This window comes from Ruegeria sp. CG1, assembly GCF_056537265.1.
On the sequence record NZ_JBQFRF010000001.1, the window covers coordinates 446,738 to 463,968 of the forward strand.

The 17,231-nt window shown below is 58.4% G+C and carries 13 protein-coding genes; 6 read left to right on the forward strand and 7 right to left on the reverse strand.

Going from position 1 to position 17,231, the window contains the following annotated elements; translation table 11 throughout:
* The first annotated feature begins 63 nt into the window (after nucleotides 1-63).
* The 4 genes from trkA to hflX all read left to right on the forward strand — a co-directional run bounded on the left by trkA (nucleotide 64) and on the right by hflX (nucleotide 4,623).
* On the forward strand, nucleotides 64-1,440 hold the full coding sequence (gene trkA, locus ACR0AU_RS02265; RefSeq protein WP_170396865.1) for a Trk system potassium transporter TrkA: 1,377 nt from the start codon (nucleotides 64-66) through the stop codon (nucleotides 1,438-1,440).
* Complete coding sequence (locus tag ACR0AU_RS02270; RefSeq protein WP_170396867.1) at nucleotides 1,440-2,981, forward strand: TrkH family potassium uptake protein; 1,542 nt, start codon at nucleotides 1,440-1,442, stop codon at nucleotides 2,979-2,981. Before trkA ends, ACR0AU_RS02270 begins: the two co-directional genes overlap by 1 nt.
* Before the next feature lie 131 nt (nucleotides 2,982-3,112).
* Nucleotides 3,113-3,352, forward strand: coding sequence for an RNA chaperone Hfq (gene hfq, locus ACR0AU_RS02275; protein ID WP_005982826.1), 240 nt, complete (start codon nucleotides 3,113-3,115; stop codon nucleotides 3,350-3,352).
* Nucleotides 3,352-4,623, forward strand: a complete 1,272-nt coding sequence (hflX, locus tag ACR0AU_RS02280) for a GTPase HflX (protein ID WP_170406099.1) — start codon at nucleotides 3,352-3,354, stop codon at nucleotides 4,621-4,623. Before hfq ends, hflX begins: the two co-directional genes overlap by 1 nt.
* On the opposite strand, the gene ACR0AU_RS02285 is transcribed toward hflX, so the two are convergent.
* The 4 genes from ACR0AU_RS02285 to hemB form a co-directional block, all read right to left on the reverse strand.
* Entirely contained in the window at nucleotides 4,620-5,015 is a 396-nt protein-coding gene (locus ACR0AU_RS02285) for a nuclear transport factor 2 family protein (protein WP_170567134.1), read from the reverse strand. The genes hflX and ACR0AU_RS02285 overlap by 4 nt on opposite strands.
* Before the next feature lie 103 nt (nucleotides 5,016-5,118).
* Nucleotides 5,119-7,581: a penicillin acylase family protein gene (locus ACR0AU_RS02290; RefSeq protein ID WP_480795208.1), complete on the reverse strand. Its 2,463-nt coding sequence runs from the start codon at nucleotides 7,579-7,581 to the stop codon at nucleotides 5,119-5,121.
* Between the two features lie 165 nt (nucleotides 7,582-7,746).
* Nucleotides 7,747-8,319 carry a lipid-binding SYLF domain-containing protein gene (locus tag ACR0AU_RS02295; protein WP_170396874.1) on the reverse strand — a complete coding sequence of 191 codons (573 nt, stop codon included), beginning with the start codon at nucleotides 8,317-8,319 and terminating at the stop codon, nucleotides 7,747-7,749.
* Nucleotides 8,320-8,462: 143 nt separating this feature from the next.
* Nucleotides 8,463-9,461 carry a porphobilinogen synthase gene (gene hemB / locus ACR0AU_RS02300; RefSeq protein ID WP_170732341.1) on the reverse strand — a complete coding sequence of 333 codons (999 nt, stop codon included), beginning with the start codon at nucleotides 9,459-9,461 and terminating at the stop codon, nucleotides 8,463-8,465.
* Nucleotides 9,462-9,581: 120 nt separating this feature from the next.
* On the opposite strand from hemB, the gene ACR0AU_RS02305 reads away from it, so the two are divergent.
* Entirely contained in the window at nucleotides 9,582-10,106 is a 525-nt protein-coding gene (locus ACR0AU_RS02305) for a component of SufBCD complex (protein ID WP_170732339.1), read from the forward strand.
* Nucleotides 10,107-10,127: 21 nt separating this feature from the next.
* Nucleotides 10,128-13,583: a transcription-repair coupling factor gene (mfd, locus tag ACR0AU_RS02310; RefSeq protein ID WP_170732338.1), complete on the forward strand. Its 3,456-nt coding sequence runs from the start codon at nucleotides 10,128-10,130 to the stop codon at nucleotides 13,581-13,583.
* Here mfd and ACR0AU_RS02315 read toward each other — a convergent pair.
* Genes ACR0AU_RS02315 through ACR0AU_RS02325 form a run of 3 tightly spaced genes read right to left on the reverse strand, consistent with a single transcriptional unit; the run spans nucleotide 13,580 to nucleotide 17,182 of the window.
* Nucleotides 13,580-14,257 carry an SH3 domain-containing protein gene (locus ACR0AU_RS02315; RefSeq protein WP_170567142.1) on the reverse strand — a complete coding sequence of 226 codons (678 nt, stop codon included), beginning with the start codon at nucleotides 14,255-14,257 and terminating at the stop codon, nucleotides 13,580-13,582. The genes mfd and ACR0AU_RS02315 overlap by 4 nt on opposite strands.
* The gene (locus ACR0AU_RS02320; protein ID WP_480795209.1) at nucleotides 14,254-15,918 is read right to left on the reverse strand and encodes a hypothetical protein; all 1,665 of its coding nucleotides are present in this window, start codon (nucleotides 15,916-15,918) and stop codon (nucleotides 14,254-14,256) included. The genes ACR0AU_RS02315 and ACR0AU_RS02320 overlap by 4 nt, the downstream gene beginning before the upstream one ends.
* A 55-nt stretch (nucleotides 15,919-15,973) precedes the next feature.
* Nucleotides 15,974-17,182 carry a multidrug effflux MFS transporter gene (locus ACR0AU_RS02325; protein WP_480795210.1) on the reverse strand — a complete coding sequence of 403 codons (1,209 nt, stop codon included), beginning with the start codon at nucleotides 17,180-17,182 and terminating at the stop codon, nucleotides 15,974-15,976.
* Between the last annotated feature and the right edge of the window lie 49 nt (nucleotides 17,183-17,231).

The following is a 17,231-nucleotide window of genomic DNA, read 5'->3' on the forward strand; positions in this document are numbered from 1 at the left end:
AATTCAATTGACCGCTTTGGGGGCATCTGTCATTCAAAGATTTCAGGCAGAAAGGCCAAGAGCATGAAGGTCATCATATGCGGCGCCGGTCAGGTCGGCTGGCAGATTGCGCGTCACCTTTCGGGCGAACTGAACGATGTGACGGTGGTCGACAACAATCCCGATCTGGTACGTCGCGCGACCGAGACGCTGGACGTGCAGGGGATCGCCGGTTTCGCCAGTTATCCGGATGTGCTGGATCGTGCAGGGGCGCGGGATGCCGATATGATCATCGCCGCGACACATTCGGATGAGGTGAATATGGTCACCTGCCAGATGGCGCATTCGGTTTTTTCGATCCAGCGCAAGATCGCGCGTTTGCGATCAAAATCCTATCTTGAGGCGATCCACTCCGATCTGTACCGTCGTGATCATCTGCCCATCGATGTCGTAATTAGCCCCGAGCGCGAGGTTGCCGCCGCAGCGATGCGCCGTCTTTCGGCACCTTCTGCTTTTGACACCGAGATTTTCATGGACGGTAAGGCGCAACTGTTGGGCATTCGAGTCGAAGAAGACTGCCCCATCGTCAACACACCGCTGCGACAATTGACCGACCTGTTTTCAACGCTCAGCTCGATTGTGGTTGGTGTGCGCCGCGAAGGGACGCTGTTTGCACCGGAATCCGAGGATCAGCTGTTTGTAGGCGACGAATGCTACGTCTTCACGAGCGTCAAGGACGTTGAACGTACGATGGAGGTGTTCGGCAAGGCTCAGCGTAAGCAAGATCGTGTGGTGATCGTCGGTGGCGGTAATGTCGGGTTGGAAGTGGCCCGCACACTGGAAGAGCGCGAAAGCCGGGTGCGGGCCAAGATTATCGAGCGTGACCGCAAATGCGCCGAAATCGCTGCCGAAGCATTGGAGCGGACCATTGTTCTGAACGGCGACGGCCTTGATTCATCTTTGCTGAGCGAAGCAGGGATTGAGCGCGCCGACGCGATGTTGGCGGTCACGGATGACGATCGCACCAACATGCTGGCCGCGGTACGCGCCAAGGGAGAGGGTTGTCCACTGGCCATCGCCCTGATCAACGACCCCAGCATGGTCGCCTTGATGGGACCGCTGGGGATTGACGCATATATTAACCCGCGCGCCACCACTGTCAGTTCGATCCTGCGTCACATTCGGCACGGGCGCGTGCGTCAGGTGTATTCCATTGGTGATGCCGAGGCCGAGGTAATCGAGGCCGAAGTGCTATCAACCTCGCCCATGGCTGGACAAAAACTGCGCGACATCGATTTCCCAGAAGGCGTTCTGGTCGGCGCAGTACGCAAAGGTGACGAGGTTCTGCGCCCGACCGGCAGCCTGCGCATCGACGAGAAAGACGTGGTGGCGATCTTTGCAATGGCCAAAGACGTGCCCGAGGTTGAGCGTCTGATGCAGGTTTCAATCGATTTCTTCTGATGTTGCAAGCACGCGGACAGCAACGGATCGGAGTATTGCGGCGATTGCCGCTGCTGCTGATGATCTGGGGTATCGTGTCGCTGGCAATGTGGATACCCGCAGTTTATGCGCTGGCGCTGGATGATCACGCCACCTCACGGTCATTCTTCTATTCCGGATTGCTGGGTGTTTTTGCGGTGTCGATCATAGCTCTGGCCATGTCGAACCGACGACCACGGCGGGGAACGCTTGGCCAATTGGCGGTTCTGCTGGCCGCCTTTACCGTACTGCCGATATTTCTTGCTATTCCGTTTCATGATGCGCTGGGGACAACCAGCTTCCTGAACGCCTATTTCGATATGGTCAGCGCGCTGACCACAACCGGCGCTGATCTGTTCCCCGATCCCGCACGCCTTTCGGCGCCGTTGCACTTATGGCGCGCGTTGGTCGGTTGGATGGGCGGATTGCTGATGTGGATCTCGGCGGCCGCGATTCTGGCACCCTTGTCGTTGGGCGGTTTCGAAGTCACAGCCCGGGGGCAACCAGGGCGTCCCGTCTCGGGCGTGGCACAGAGCGAGAAGTCCGATCCACGCGGCCATCTGATCCGCGTGTCGCGCACATTGGCACCCGTCTATGCGGGTTTGACAGCTGTGATCTGGATCCTGCTGTTGATCGCAGGTGAGCAAGGGCTTACTGCCGTGAGCCACGCGATGTCAGTGATTGCGACTTCCGGCATATCACCCGTCGGTGGATTGGAAGGATCGACCGCAGGAATCACTGGCGAGGCGATCCTGTTCCTGTTCCTGTTCTTTGCCCTGTCGCGGCTGACCTTTTCGACCGATACAGCGACCTCAGGGTATTCGCGGCTGGACAAAGACCCAGAATTTAGGATTGGCATCTTCATTGTGCTGGCGGTCGCTGTGCTGCTGTTCATCCGGTTTTTGGCTGGAACGGCCGAACTGAACATTGCCGTCGAAGTGCGGCAAGCACTTGGCGTTTTTTGGGGGTTCATGTTTACGGCGATGTCGTTTCTGACCACGGCCGGATTTGAAAGCGCCAACTGGAACGACGCGCAGCAATTGTCGGGCTTGAGCACACCGGGCCTGATTCTGATGGGGCTAGCCCTGGTCGGAGGAGGCGTGGCGACGACTGCGGGTGGGGTAAAGCTGTTGCGGGTTTTTGCGCTCTATCTGAATGGCAAGCGCGAGATTGACCGACTGATCTATCCTTCTTCGGTCAGCGGAGAGGGTGGCGGCAACCGCCGCATTCAAAGCGACGGTGCCTTCATCGCCTGGATCTTCCTGATGATGTTCGCCCTGACGTTGGCCTTGTTCGATTTGTTGCTGGCCGTCATGGGCGTAGGTTTTGAACAGGCCATGCTGCTCAGCGTTGCCGCACTCAGCACCACGGGGCCGTTGATTGAATTGGCAACGGATGTGCCCATACGTCTGATTGATCTTTCCAGCGGGGCCAAGTTGACGGTCTGCGCGGCGATGGTGATCGGGCGGTTGGAAACTCTGGCGATCGTGGCACTGATTACGCCAACGCTGTGGCGCGATTGACCCTGCGTCAGGCACCTGGTGTTACTGCCTGATTTTTCATCTGGAATATCTGTGCGCGGCACTCCATACTCTGCCGGAGGGAGCGCGTTGGTCCGCAGCGCGTAGCAAGAACAATGGCGAGATAACAAAATATGGCTTCGGACAGACAGAATCTGCAGGACGCGTTCCTGAACAATGTACGGAAAGCAAAGGTCCCGGTCACAATATTCCTGATCAACGGTGTGAAATTGCAGGGTGTAATCACCTGGTTCGATAACTTCTGCGTGCTGCTGCGCCGCGACGGACAGTCGCAGTTGGTGTACAAGCATGCGATTTCGACCATCATGCCGTCACAGCCGATCAACCTGTATGAGGGCGAAGACGCCTCTTGATGGAACATGAGAGGGCGCGCACCCGGGCTTGGGTGCTGCATCCCGAAATCAAATCAGATGAACAGCGCCGTGTCCCCGAACCAGCGCTGGAAGAGGCGGTGGCACTAGCTGCCGCTTTGCCCGATCTGGATGTGGTCGGTTCCGAAATAGTGCGCCTACCGCGCGCGCAGGCTGGTTTTCTGTTCGGCAGCGGCAAGATCGAGGAACTGGCCGAACGCGTCCACGACAATGAGATCGAGCTGGTTCTGATCGACGGGCCAGTGACTCCGGTTCAGCAGCGCAATCTGGAAAAGGCGTGGAAGGTCAAAATCCTCGACCGGACCGGTTTGATTCTGGAAATATTCAGCGACCGTGCGCGTACCCGTGAAGGTGTGCTGCAAGTTGAGATGGCCGCGCTTAGCTATCAGCGTACGCGACTGGTTCGGGCCTGGACCCACCTGGAACGTCAGCGCGGTGGCCTTGGGTTTGTGGGTGGTCCCGGTGAAACTCAGATCGAGGCCGACCGGCGTGCCATTGATGAACAACTGGTCCGCCTGCGCCGCCAATTGCAAAAAGTGGTGAAGACCCGCACCTTACACCGCGCAGCGCGCGCGAAGGTTCCATACCCGATTGTTGCACTTGTTGGCTATACAAACGCCGGGAAATCCACGCTGTTCAACAGCCTAACCGGGGCCGAGGTGATGGCAAAAGACATGCTGTTCGCCACGTTGGACCCAACCATGCGACGGGTTGAGCTGCCGGATGGCCCCGAGGTGATCCTGTCCGATACCGTGGGTTTCATCTCGAACCTGCCCACGGAACTGGTTGCGGCCTTCCGCGCCACGCTGGAAGAGGTTCTGGGGGCTGATCTGGTCGTGCATGTCCGCGATATCAGCCACGAAGAAACCGAGGCACAGGCACGGGATGTTGAGGCGATCCTGAACTCTTTGGGTGTTGAGGACAGTCGCCCCCGGTTGGAGGTTTGGAACAAGATCGATCTGCTGAGCCCGGAAGACCGCGAAGCCGCGCTTGCCCGGGCCGAGCGTGATCCGGCGATCTTTGCCATATCGGCCGTAACGGGCGAAGGTGTTGATCCGCTGCTGTCTGAAATCGCCACGATCCTGCAGGGCGCGCGGCATGAGACTATCCTGAAACTGGGCTTTGCCGATGGTGACAAACGCGCGTGGCTCTATCGTCAGGATGTGGTCAGGTCTGAAGATCAGACCGAAGAGGGGTTCGAGATCACGGTGCTCTGGACTGACAAGCAGGCGTCCCGCTTCGCGGCGTTCTAGGTACCGTCTATCTGGCGCTGGTAATCCTCTGCATCGAACCACCCAAGCGACGATAGCACCTTGTTGTCCTTTGAAAGCTCCCACTCTTCCCAGCCGCGTGTAACGACACGGTTGCCGGTCTCGGCGTGATGGCCTTCGAGGGTCCAGACAAAAATGGCATGCCCTCCGGCCCAACGCATCATATCGCAACGCACCTCAAGATCGGGGAATTCTGCATAGAACCCGCGAGCCATTTCGGCGATTGCGGCATGGCCACGCAAGGGCTCACCGCGATTGATGCTGATCTGACCTTCGGGGGCGAAAAAACTGGCGACCAAGTCGGGATCGCCCGAGCTCCAGGCGATCGCATAATCGCGTGCGAGATTGTTTAAGGTGTCTCGAAAGCTGCCCATGCATTTTCCCCCTTCGTGCAATGCGACGGCCAGACGAGTTTAGGCGATAACGAAGGGGTGCGCCACGCGAGGTTCAAAAAGGGGCGGGGATTTGCCGATCAGATCAGCGCGGGTTCAGGACAGTCGCACCAACCGCCGCTGCACGGGCAAGCCCGATATCCAGCGACATAGGGATGTATTCTCCGCGCCGCCATAGTTGGGCCTGATCGTCATAATAGCGGGATAGGAAATGGCCTGACTGGCCAGTTGCGGTGATGAAAACCGAACTATCGGGGTCCGCAAAATCGTAGACGCCACGATAACCTGCGCCATGCACATTCTGGAACGGGTCCGGTCCTTCGCCTGACGTGCGCCCGCGCAGCAGGGTGTTATCGCCGCCGCTGGTGGATTGGCGGATGTTGACGAAAAACCGCAGCACCGGAACCTGGCCCAGCGCAGGGTGGTCCTGGGTGGCCTGATGCGCATCGCCCCAGCGTAAAGATTCGAGTGCGGGGCCATAGCGCTCGGAAATCCAAATGATCGCGTCATCCAGGGCCAGTCGTGCCATGTCGGTGCAGTTTTCAACGGGCGCGCTCTGAACCACGTCGCACCAGACCGAGGCACCGTCGATATCGCGATACACCCGTTCGATAAACAGCGGCTCGACATGCTTGTATTCGGCAGCCAGCGGGCCAAGTTCGTCCGAGATCAGGCGGATTTGCAGCGCGCGCAACCATGCGGCGTAGATCAGGGGTTCCGGCAGATGCTCGTTCATCTCACCGTTCCAGTTGGCCAGCAGATCCAGCGCGATCTGACGCTGCCGTTCGGGCGTGCCATCGGGTGCCGACTCACCGGTAAACCAGAGGTCGGCGCCGATCAGAGGAAGCAGTGATCGCGCTGTAAAGCTAACCGTGTCCAACTGCGCTTCGATAAAACTGTCACGCGTATGTACCTCGCGCGATTGCATCAGGCGTTCCCAGCGATTGACCCGCTGGGTGTCGCCCCACTCGTACGACACATGGCGCGGGAAGGGCCGGTCGATAATCTTGTTGTTGGTGTTACCCAGAACTCCGCCGACCGGGGCCACGAATTCAGGATTGTCTGAATAGGGCAGGCGGCCCTGCCAACGGTTCCGTTCCAGCCAGCCGGGGGTGGGAATGCGGCCTCGGCTTTGATTGTTCAGATCGCGCCGGGGCATTGCGCCGACCAGTTTCATGCCGATCGTGTCTTTATCGACAAGCGACAAGTTTTGCGAAGGGGCAATATAGTCCTCGGCCGCGTCGATGGCGTGTCGAACTGAATCGGCATTCATCAGCGCCAAAGAGGCGCTCATGGATGTATCGCGGGGGCTTAGCGCGCTCCACGACAGAGACGCGACATGGCCCGGTGGTGTGATGGTTTCCAGATCATAATGCGTGCCCGGCAGAACCGGGCCATTCTCGGTCCAGCGCAGGGTCAGGGTAATTGGGGCGGCGTCTTTGATCTCGATAATCGAAGGGCGGGTCTGAAAGCGTTTGTAGCCGTCTGGGGTAAGGTATTCTTCGGGATTGTCGGGGTTCAGTTGTTCGATGTGAACGTCCTGATCGTCCAGATAGGAGGAGGTAAGGCCCCAGCCCAGGCGCTCACTCCGTCCGGCTGAGATTGCCGGTACGCCTGGAATCGTTGCACCGATAACGCCGCCTTTGGCCAGTTCCAGCCGCGCCAGATACCAGATACCCGGGGCGGTGAGGCCCAGATGCGGATCGTTTGCCAGCAACGTGCCACCGCTGGCCGAGCGGGACGGCGCGGCGGTCCACGCGTTTGACGCACCTGCCAGCCCGCGCTGCGGGAAAGGCGACAGCGGCGTGTCGGGCATCGGGGTGCCTTGGGCATAGCGCGGAAGGTCTGGAAACAGATCAGCATACTCGGGCAGCGCGGCAATACCGGGACCGGGGACGTCGGGCAGAATGTCGGCCAGCCGTGCGGGATTATCCAGCATCAGCGATGTGCGTGCGCGCAACACTTCATCAGCAAGATGGCCGGAAAGCTGCAGGCTCATCAGCTTGATAATCGCTACGCTGTCGCCCGGCTGCCATGGGGGAACGGGGGCGTTGAACAGGAACATCTCGGGGGCGCCACGTCCAAGCGCCTGTTCGTTGATCTCGGTAAGCCGGGCGTTGATCCCTGCGGAATAAGCGCGAAGCGCGGCCTTGGTATAGTCGTCCTGAAACTCGACTGAGCGATGGGCGAGTCCGTAAAGATCGAAACGACGCAGTAATTTGTCGATGGCTACCGTGCGCTGGCCGAACACTTCGGACAAGCGGCCCTGTGCGGTCCGACGCAGAATGGTCATCTGCCACAGCCTGTCTTGTGCATGGGCATAGCCCAGACCAAAGAACACGTCCGGGTCGGACTGGCCCAGTATATGCGGCACATTTGCAGTGTCGCGAACGATCTCGACAGGGGCAGTTATTCCTTCAACTTCAAGGGTTTGATTGTATTCAGGCAGGGATTGGCTGGCCAGAAAGTAGACCAACCCCACAGCAGCGATTGCCAGCAGGATCAGGCCTGTCGTAAGTCTCACCAGCCAGCGAAAAACCAGACCCATCTGTCCCCCGAGAATTCTATGCGGTCATTTGCGCCAAGGTTACTGGAACCTCCGCCCGACCGAAAGAGGAATGCCACTGGAATTTGTGGAAATCCGCGAAAACTCGGAGCCCCGCCACAAGATGTAGCGGGGCTCGTCAGAGGGGGGAGGGTGGTATCTTGGGTCTTAGGGGATGATGCGCGTATATTTGGTGCCTTCGACCGTCGCGCCGAACTTCAGACCCGCTTGTCCAAAGACTGCGGCCAGCACGGGTTTGCGCAACTGAGTGGTGTCGGTCGACAAGGATTCTCCGGTCGCGTCGACGACGTATCCGATATCTGCACCGGCCGTCCAACCGCTGGAGCGGCGGAAATCGTTCAAGGCCTCTTCGGTCATAAAGAACAGAACATGCGCATATTGCTGTGCGCCGATCTGCAGGCCCGCAGTACCGGAGATGGCGGAATAATAGTCGACCGTCGCGCCCTGAATACGCAGTGCACCCTGACCATAGGCGCCACCAAAGATAAATCCGGCATCTGTAATCAGTGGCATGACCAACATTCCGTTGGCCTTGTTGGCAATCTCAACGGTGTTGGGATACTTGCTGTACATCTCGTTCAGCGTCGCGTCGACGCGCGCGTCGAGTGTGACTGCGTTGGAGTTGCCAACGCCGTTGCCGCAGGCGGCGGTCAGCGTCAGTCCGGCCATGCCAAAAGCAAAACCGCGACGGCTAAGTCGGGGGGAGTTTGAACTGCTCATGTTTCTCTGTCTCTGTGTATGTGCCTGAAATGTCGGGTGTTCCCGATCTTGTCTGCAAGAATACGCCGATTGCACCGGCCTGTCACGGGAAAGCTGTGCTGCGCACGCAGCAAATCGGCGAAAAATTGCGACAATCTGAGGTGTTAGCCCTGCAGGATGCGCGCGGCTTCGGGTGCAAAATAGGTCAGGATGCCGTCACACCCTGCGCGCTTGAAGGCCAGTAGGCTTTCCAGCATCACCCTTTCGCCGTCGATCCAACCGTTTTGTGCAGCGGCTTGGATCATCGCATATTCGCCAGACACCTGATAGGCATAGGTCGGCGCACCGAAGCTGTCTTTGACCCGTCGGCAGATATCCAAGTATGGCATCCCCGGTTTGATCATGACCATATCTGCACCCTCGGTCAGATCACGCTCGATCAGACGGAGGGCCTCGTCCGAGTTGGCAGGGTCCATCTGATAGGTCTTCTTGTCACCGGTCAGAGCGCCCGATGCCCCAACGGCGTCGCGGAAAGGGCCGTAGAAAGCGCTGGCATATTTGGCGGCATAACTCAGGATCATGACATTGTGGTGACCCGCCGACTCAAGTGCGCTGCGCATGGCGCCGATACGGCCATCCATCATGTCGGACGGGCCGATGATGTCAGCTCCGGCTTCGGCCTGCGCCAGCGTCATGTTCACCAGCGCCTCAACAGTCTGGTCATTCACAATCTCGCCATCGACCACATAGCCGTCATGGCCGTTGATGTTGTAGGGGTCCAGGGCCACATCCGTCATCACCGCGATTTCGGGCGCAGCAGTCTTAATTGCACGAATGGCGCGGTTGGACAGGTTGTCGGGGTTCCAGGCCTCGGCACAATCTTCGGTTTTCAGGCTCGGATCGGTGTACGGGAAAATACATATTGCAGGAATACCAAGGGCTTGCGCTTCAACCGCGGCTTTGGCGATCAGGTCGACCGAGCGTCGCACGACCCCGGGCATCGACGGGACGGGTTCTTCGATGTTTTCACCGTCGCGCACAAAAACAGGCCAAATAAAGTCATTCACGGTCAATGTGTTCTCGCGCACCAGACCCCGGATCGCCTCAGATTGGCGGGCCCGGCGGAAACGGGTCCGGGGATATGGGGCGATGGTCGGTTTCATGGCGCACTCTCCTTGAACAATTGCGCATTGGGTGGCATGAATTCCCGGTGGTCTCAAGGGTAACAATGGACGCATCGCTACGATGACGGTCCCTGCGGACGTTGAACAAAGGGCAGACGCTTGGACATATACTCTTCGATTTTCGAACTCATCGACATGCGGAGTTTTTCGAATCTGTGGTACTGGATCGGTCTGGCCGTTCTTTGGTCATCTGCCAGCCACTGGACGATGGGGGTGCCCTATGATCTGGTGATGCGCGCCCGTCGTGTAGGTGGTCAATCAGAACAAGACCTTCTCGATGTCGCGCGGATCAACTCGAACAGAGTGTTGTACATCGTCGAAACCTCGGGTCTGGTATTGATGGCAATTTGCTGTTTTGTTTTGACAGGCCTTGCAACGTTGGGATTCTTCTACGACGTGGAATTTGCACAGGCCGTATTCCTTCTTCTGCTCCCGATGTGTTTTGTCATGATGATCAGTATTGCGGCAGCGCGTCGATTGCAGACTCAAGAAGCGACCGTAGAAAATGTTTCCAATACGCTGACGCGCAGTCGGACCTTTACTCAGATCATCGGTATGTTCTCGATCTTGATCACTGCGTTCTGGGGAATGTATCAGAACATTTCGATTGGTGTCCTGGGTTAGTAGTCCCTGAAAGGCAAGGTAATGACGGCTCCGAACCACGTAACAGTCGGCGGCGGCCCCGAGGGGTTTGATGCACAGCTTGTGCTGAATGAGATCGCGCGCTCGGGCGGTCCAGTCTGTCATATCGCCCGCGATGACAAACGGATGGAGGCGATGCGGGCAGCGTTGGCATTCTTTGCGCCGGACATGCCCGTATTTGTATTCCCCGGATGGGACTGCTTGCCCTATGATCGGGTGTCGCCCAACGCCGACATTTCTGCTGCCCGCGTGGCAACACTGGCTGCTTTGGTGCATCAGATGCCGCAGCGGTTCGTGCTGCTGACCACGCTCAATGCCGCGACCCAACGGGTACCCGCGCGTGCAGTATTGCGAGAGGCCGCATTCACCGCTCGCGTAGATCAGCGCATCGACGAAGATGCCCTACGCAACTTTCTGGTGCGCATGGGCTTTACCCAAAGCCCCACGGTGATGGAGCCCGGAGACTACGCTATCCGAGGCGGTATCATCGACATCTTCCCACCCGGTGAGAGCGGTCCCGTGCGGCTGGACTTGTTCGGGGATGTTCTGGATGGTGCACGCCGGTTTGATCCTGTCTCGCAGCGAACGACTGAAAAACTTGATGTGGTCGAGCTTGCCCCGGTGTCCGAGGTCATACTGGACGAAGCCGCCATCACCCGATTCCGTCAGAACTATCGCATCGAATTCGGCGCGGCGGGTACGGATGATCCCTTATACGAAGCTGTCAGCGCAGGTCGCAAGCACCAGGGGATTGAGCATTGGCTGCCGTTTTTCCATGAAAAACTGGAAACCCTGTTCGACTATCTTCCGGGGGCCTCAATCTCGCTTGACGATCAAGTCACGCCTGCTCGGCTGGCGCGCTGGGATACGATTGCGGATCAGTATGAGACGCGAAAGCTCGCTTTGGAAAACCGCTCGCGCATGGATACGGTTTATAAACCGACGCCTCCCGGTCTGCTCTATATGGACGATGCTGCATGGGAAGATGCAGTGGGCGATCGTCGCGTTTTGCAGTTCAGCCCGCTGCCGCAGGCGAGTGGTCCGGGCGTGATCGATGCAGGCGGACGGATCGGGCGCAACTTTGCACCCGAACGTCAGCAGGAAAGCATCAGCCTGTTTGGCGCTCTGGCGGCGCATATCACCGAAAAGATGGACAAGGGGCCGGTCCTCATTGCCTCTTACTCCGAAGGCGCTCGTGAACGACTGACCGGCTTGATCGAAGATGAAGGCCTGGCCGAGGCGATCCCGGTGACCGACGGAACCCGGGTTGGAAAGCGCGGCCTGCATCTTGCGGTTTGGGCATTGGAACACGGGTTTGAAGCGCCCAATCTGACCGTGATCTCGGAACAGGACGTTCTGGGCGACCGTCTGATCCGCCAACCCAAGAAACGCCGCAAGGCCGAGAACTTCCTGACTGAAACGCAGTCGCTGTCGCCCGGTGATCTGGTGGTGCATGTTGACCACGGGATCGGGCGGTATCAGGGGATGGAGGTCGTTACGGCTGCGGGGGCCGCGCATGAATGCCTGCTGCTGGAATATGCTGAACAGTCCAAACTCTACCTGCCGGTCGAAAACATCGAACTGCTTTCGAAATATGGCCATGACGAAGGTCTGCTTGATCGCTTGGGTGGTGGCGCTTGGCAGGCCAAGAAGGCCAAGCTGAAAGAGCGCATCCGCGAAATGGCGGACAAGCTGATCCGCATCGCCGCCGAACGAGCCCTGCGGAAAGCTCCTGTCATGGACCCACCGCCGCATGCATGGGAAGAGTTCAGCGCGCGTTTCCCATATCAGGAGACCGACGATCAGTTGCGCGCCATCTCCGAAGTGATGGAGGATATGCATTCCGGCGCGCCGATGGATCGCCTGATCTGTGGGGATGTAGGCTTTGGCAAGACCGAGGTCGCCATGCGCGCAGCCTTTGTCGCCGCGATGTCGGGCGTACAGGTTGCCATTGTGGCACCGACCACGTTGCTCGCGCGGCAACACGCGGCGTCCTTCAAGGAACGCTTCCGGGGTTTCCCACTTGAAGTCCGGCAACTGTCGCGCTTTGTCTCGGCCAAAGAGGCGCAGCAAACCCGCGATGGGTTGGCGCGAGGCACTGTAGATATCGTGATCGGCACCCATGCGTTGCTGGCGAAAGGGATACGGTTCAATAATCTAGGCCTGCTGATCATCGACGAGGAACAGCATTTCGGCGTGGGCCACAAAGAACGGCTGAAACAGCTGCGTTCAGATGTACACGTCCTGACCCTGACAGCGACACCGATCCCACGAACTCTGCAACTGTCCCTGACAGGCGTGCGTGATCTGTCGATCATAGGCACGCCCCCCATCGACCGGCTTGCGATCCGCACCTATGTCAGCGAATTCGACGCGGTAACGATCCGTGAGGCGCTGCTGCGCGAGCATTATCGTGGCGGGCAGAGCTTCTATGTGGTGCCACGCATCTCTGACCTGCCTGAGATCGAGGAATTCCTGAAAGAGCAGTTGCCTGAATTATCCTACGTGGTCGCACACGGGCAGATGGCTGCGGGTGAGCTTGATGACCGGATGAACGCGTTCTACGACGGTAAATACGACGTTCTGCTGGCCACGACGATTGTGGAAAGCGGGCTGGATATTCCAACTGCCAACACGATGGTTGTGCATCGGGCGGATATGTTTGGCCTAGCGCAGCTCTATCAGATCCGGGGGCGGGTGGGGCGCTCAAAAACCCGCGCCTATGCCTATCTGACCACCAAACCGCGCCAGCGCCTGACGGCGACGGCTGAGAAACGGCTGCGGGTTCTGGGCTCGCTGGATACGCTCGGGGCCGGGTTCACACTGGCATCGCAAGATCTCGACATTCGTGGTGCGGGCAACCTGCTGGGTGAGGAACAGTCCGGCCAGATGCGTGATGTGGGCTACGAACTCTACCAATCGATGCTGGAAGAGGCGATTGCCAAGATCAAAGCCGGCGAGATGGAGGGGCTATCGGATGCCGATGACCAATGGGCGCCGCAGATCAATCTGGGTGTCCCGGTTCTGATCCCCGAGGATTATGTGCCCGATCTGGACGTGCGTCTGGGCCTCTACCGCCGCCTGTCGTCACTGTCGACGAAAGTGGAACTGGAAGGATTCGCTGCCGAGTTGATCGACCGCTTCGGCAGCCTGCCGAAAGAGGTGAATACCCTGATGCTTGTCGTGCGCATTAAGGCGATGTGCAAACGTGCCGGGATCGCCAAGCTGGACGGCGGGCCAAAGGGCGCAACGATACAGTTCCACAATGATAAGTTCGCCTCACCCGAGGGGTTGGTCGAGTTCATTCAGAACCAACGCGGGCTGGCCAAGGTCAAGGACAACAAGATCGTTGTGCGGCGCGACTGGAAGAAGGACAGCGACAAGATCAAAGGTGCGTTTGCCATCGCCCGTGATCTGGCCGAAAAGGTCGTGGCTGTGAAGAAAAAGGCGAAAGCCTAGTCCCCTGTCACAAAAGTGCAGAGCTGCCAGTCACCCGCTTCGGATTTTACAAACGCAGCGCGGTAACCGACCATTGATGCCAGAAAATCGCTGAGTAAGTAGCCCGATGTCCCATCGGTCAGTCTGATTTTCTGGTATTCCTCATCAGGTTGATAGTCAGGGACGATCACGATTTCATGACTGATCAGCGCGAGGATGGGCGCGCCACGAGACGGTGCTTGACGCAGTGTGATGCTTTCGCCCGAAACGTAGAAGGCGGTGAAAGGGTCCACTGTAGCGGGAAGAATGATCCGCCAATAGTGCGGCATCCAGAATTCACCCTGATCGTCAAAATATCCCGGTTGGGAAACCGTTTGCTGCAATTGCGACCAGTAAAAATCACGTAGCTCCGCAGCCTCGTCCTTAAATTCTTCACCAAGCGTTTCCGGAGGCACAGTCAAGTTGGTGCGAAACTCTTCCGGTCCACCTGCTGTACCGTGGCTGAGATAGATGTCGGGACAAGCGGCGGCGACAACTGCATCGGTATCGCGTGCCTCGATTTTCGCCAGCAAGTCAGCTCGGAATGCGACCAGTGATGGATTTTGACCTGCCTCGTCGATAGGTGGAAAGGTCTGGCGCTGTGCCAGCGCTGGAGTGGCAAGCAGCAGGCCTGCCACCAAAAGGAATAGCTTCATTCCGCAGCCCTCATAGCGGCTTGGGCACAGAAGCATGACGCGCCGACGGTGCGGTCCGCGCGCGCCAAGGCAAGATCAAGGCGTTGCTTGATTTGGCGGATTTCTACTGTCTCGCCGCGTGCTTTCAGGCAATCATGCAAACCCTTCAAACTCCAGACATTGTCAGGGTGGATCGAGGCGCGGCTGAGCGTGCCACCCAAGCCTAGATCTTCACGATAGACTGCCTCGGCCTCGTTCACATGCCCTTGTTCGAACAACAACGCACCAAGCGCATGGCGTGTTGGTTGCATCCAACCCCATGGCTCGTCATAGGGCAGCGTGTCATCCAACTCGACCGAGCGGCGTAGATGTGCATAGGCAATCTCGTAGTTGCCTTTGCGATACTCGATTTCTCCGCGCAGCATTTCCGCTGCGATCTCCAGAAGGTCGATGACCCGATTGTTGTGCAGGCGGCGGGTCTCGGGCACGCAGGTTTTTGCGGCAAGGAACAACTGCTCTTCGGCCTCGGCTTGCGCCACCTCATCAGTGGCCGCATGGGCGATGGCGCGAGCATAATGTGTTGTTGCTGTCAAAGTGCGATAAAGGTCAGGGTCGTCTGGCAAATTCAGTGCCTTGGCCTCTTCCCAGCGGCCAAAGCGGATCAGGATATGCGGGCCCATGGACATGTAGCTTTCAAAATAATCCGCCATCGGCGGGCTTTCGATCCGAAGCATATCTTCGGGGGTGGTATCCCACAGGCCCTGATTGGCACGCAGGGCTGGTTCCATCTGACCGAGAAACAGAGCGCCATAGATGGTGAAGTGATAGTTGTGCTGACGATAGCCGGTATAAATGTTGAACGCGCCTTCACGCTCATAATATTTCAGATCGGCCTCGGTGGCCTTTTCGTTCCAGTAGGCAACGTTGTGATAGTGGCCGCACAGCACGTCGATATGGGTCGGCATATGCACCAGGTGACCGGCATCGGGTACGAGTGTACGCAGGATGTCTCCGGCCTGCAGCGCCTTTTCTGGCGTCGGCGACATCTCCATCAGGTGCACATATAGGTGAAGTAGACCGGGATGAGACATCGACGCCGGGTTATTGACCATAGCGCTCTCCAAAGCGTCTTGCGCTTCAAGGGTCGCGGCACCCTCGGCCGGTTGGCCCGTTTTCAGGTCCCACATCTGCCACGGGGTGAGGTTCATCAGCGCCTCAACATGGATCGTGCGCAGGTCCAGATCATCAGGCTGTTCGGCAAATGCGGCGCGCATGGCGTCCGCATAGTCATAGTCCCACTGGTGCATGTTTTCGGTGGGCGCGCGCTGAGGGTATCGGGCGGGTAGGGCGCGGATCAACGCTTGCTCAACCGCTGTGCACCCGTCGAGCAGCGACAGCGCCTTCTGTGTTGCATCATAGGCGATGGCCAGTGATTTGGCCCGGCCCTGATCGTCCCGCAATTCCCAAGGCAGGTTATAGTTTGGGCCTGCTGCATAGGCGACGCCCCAATGGGCCATGGCGCAATCCGGGTCAATCTCGGCAGCTTTCTGAAAGCACGTGACCGCTTCGTCGTGGTTATAGCCATACGTCCAGACCAATCCGCGATCGAACCAAAGCTGTGCTTCGGGTGATGCTGTGGTGACGGCACAGGAATACGTGCCCAGATCATAATAGTCGCTCATGGCGCCCCCCCACGATTTGCGGGAAGGTTAACGTGTTTCAGCGGCTCTGCACAGATCAGGCGGGCAGTCTGTTTTCAATCCGGCCCATATGTAGCATCAGGCCAAAGCCAAGGATGCACATCGTTAGCACACCGGTCGTCAGCGGTGTGATCGACCCGTCAAATAACAGCCCAATAGGGGCCGCGATGGCAGCCGCCAGAATTGTGGCGATCGAGCCAATGACCGAGGCAGCCATTCCCGCGATATGACCCATAGGTTCCATGGCAATGGCGTTCAGGTTGCCCATGGTTACACCGGCCATAAAGAAGATCGAGGTCTGCCATGCCACGAACATAGCAAAGGATGCGCCCGGTGATAGCGGTGTCAAGTTCAGGATTATCACAATGCTTGTTATCAGAATTTGCCCGCCCAAGGCCCAGGTCACCATGCGGCGCATGCCAACGCGCACGACCACGGCAGCGTTCAAAAGGCTGGCCGAACCCGAGATCAGCGCCACGAAGGCGAACCAGAAGGGAAAGCTGTCTGCCCGATCATGGATGACGTCAAAAACCGGCTGAACCATCGTTAGCATGGTGAACAGCAACCCCATGCACAGCGTCTGCACCAGGATCGAGAGGCGCACGGTGGGGTGTGCGAACATCTCATGCACTGCCGCAATCATCAGGGGCAGGCGGAAGGGGCGCCGGTTTTCGGGCGCCAAAGATTCAGGCAGGCGCGTGGCCATCCAGATCACGATGATCGTGGCGAATATGATGAAGGACACAAAGATGCCGCGCCAGCCGACCAGTGCAATAACGCCTGCGCCTAGCAGCGGTGCCACGGCGGGGACCAGAGTAAAGATCATCATCGCAATCGAGATGATGCGCGCCATCTCGCGCCCTGAAAACAAGTCACGAATGATCGCCATAGCCACAACGCGCGGCCCGGCCGCCCCGAGGCCCTGCGCGATGCGCGCAGCCAGCACCAGTTCAAGCGATGAGCTGGACCACGCAACAGCGCAGGCAAGTATATAGAGAGCGGCACCACCATAAATCACCGGCTTGCGCCCGACCGCATCGGAAATTGGCCCGGTAAAGAATGTGCCGATCCCCATGCCCAGCACAAAAGAGGTCAGGATCAACTGTGCTTTGTTCAGATCGTAGGGGCTGAGCTCTGCGCCGATCTCGGGCAGGGCTGGCAGCATTGAATCGATCGAAAAGGCTATCGTGGCGAACATCATCGCGATCAACGCAATGAATTCGCCCCGGGACATGCGGTCGGCCATGGGGAACTCCTTCCCGAATGCGCTATCACGGCGTTTCGGGTTGGACTAG

Excerpts from the sequence above, each read along its gene's own strand:
- ACR0AU_RS02295 (WP_170396874.1), bottom strand. The coding sequence starts at position 8,319 with ATGAGCAGTTCAAACTCCCCCCGACTTAGCCGTCGCGGTTTTGCTTTT.
- ACR0AU_RS02315 (WP_170567142.1), bottom strand. The coding sequence starts at position 14,257 with ATGAAGCTATTCCTTTTGGTGGCAGGCCTGCTGCTTGCCACTCCAGCG.
- hflX (WP_170406099.1), top strand. The coding sequence starts at position 3,352 with ATGGAACATGAGAGGGCGCGCACCCGGGCTTGGGTGCTGCATCCCGAA.
- ACR0AU_RS02325 (WP_480795210.1), bottom strand. The coding sequence starts at position 17,182 with ATGGCCGACCGCATGTCCCGGGGCGAATTCATTGCGTTGATCGCGATG.
- ACR0AU_RS02320 (WP_480795209.1), bottom strand. The coding sequence starts at position 15,918 with ATGAGCGACTATTATGATCTGGGCACGTATTCCTGTGCCGTCACCACA.
- ACR0AU_RS02290 (WP_480795208.1), bottom strand. The coding sequence starts at position 7,581 with ATGGGTCTGGTTTTTCGCTGGCTGGTGAGACTTACGACAGGCCTGATC.
- hfq (WP_005982826.1), top strand. The coding sequence starts at position 3,113 with ATGGCTTCGGACAGACAGAATCTGCAGGACGCGTTCCTGAACAATGTA.
- ACR0AU_RS02285 (WP_170567134.1), bottom strand. The coding sequence starts at position 5,015 with ATGGGCAGCTTTCGAGACACCTTAAACAATCTCGCACGCGATTATGCG.
- trkA (WP_170396865.1), top strand. The coding sequence starts at position 64 with ATGAAGGTCATCATATGCGGCGCCGGTCAGGTCGGCTGGCAGATTGCG.
- mfd (WP_170732338.1), top strand. The coding sequence starts at position 10,128 with ATGACGGCTCCGAACCACGTAACAGTCGGCGGCGGCCCCGAGGGGTTT.
- ACR0AU_RS02270 (WP_170396867.1), top strand. The coding sequence starts at position 1,440 with ATGTTGCAAGCACGCGGACAGCAACGGATCGGAGTATTGCGGCGATTG.
- hemB (WP_170732341.1), bottom strand. The coding sequence starts at position 9,461 with ATGAAACCGACCATCGCCCCATATCCCCGGACCCGTTTCCGCCGGGCC.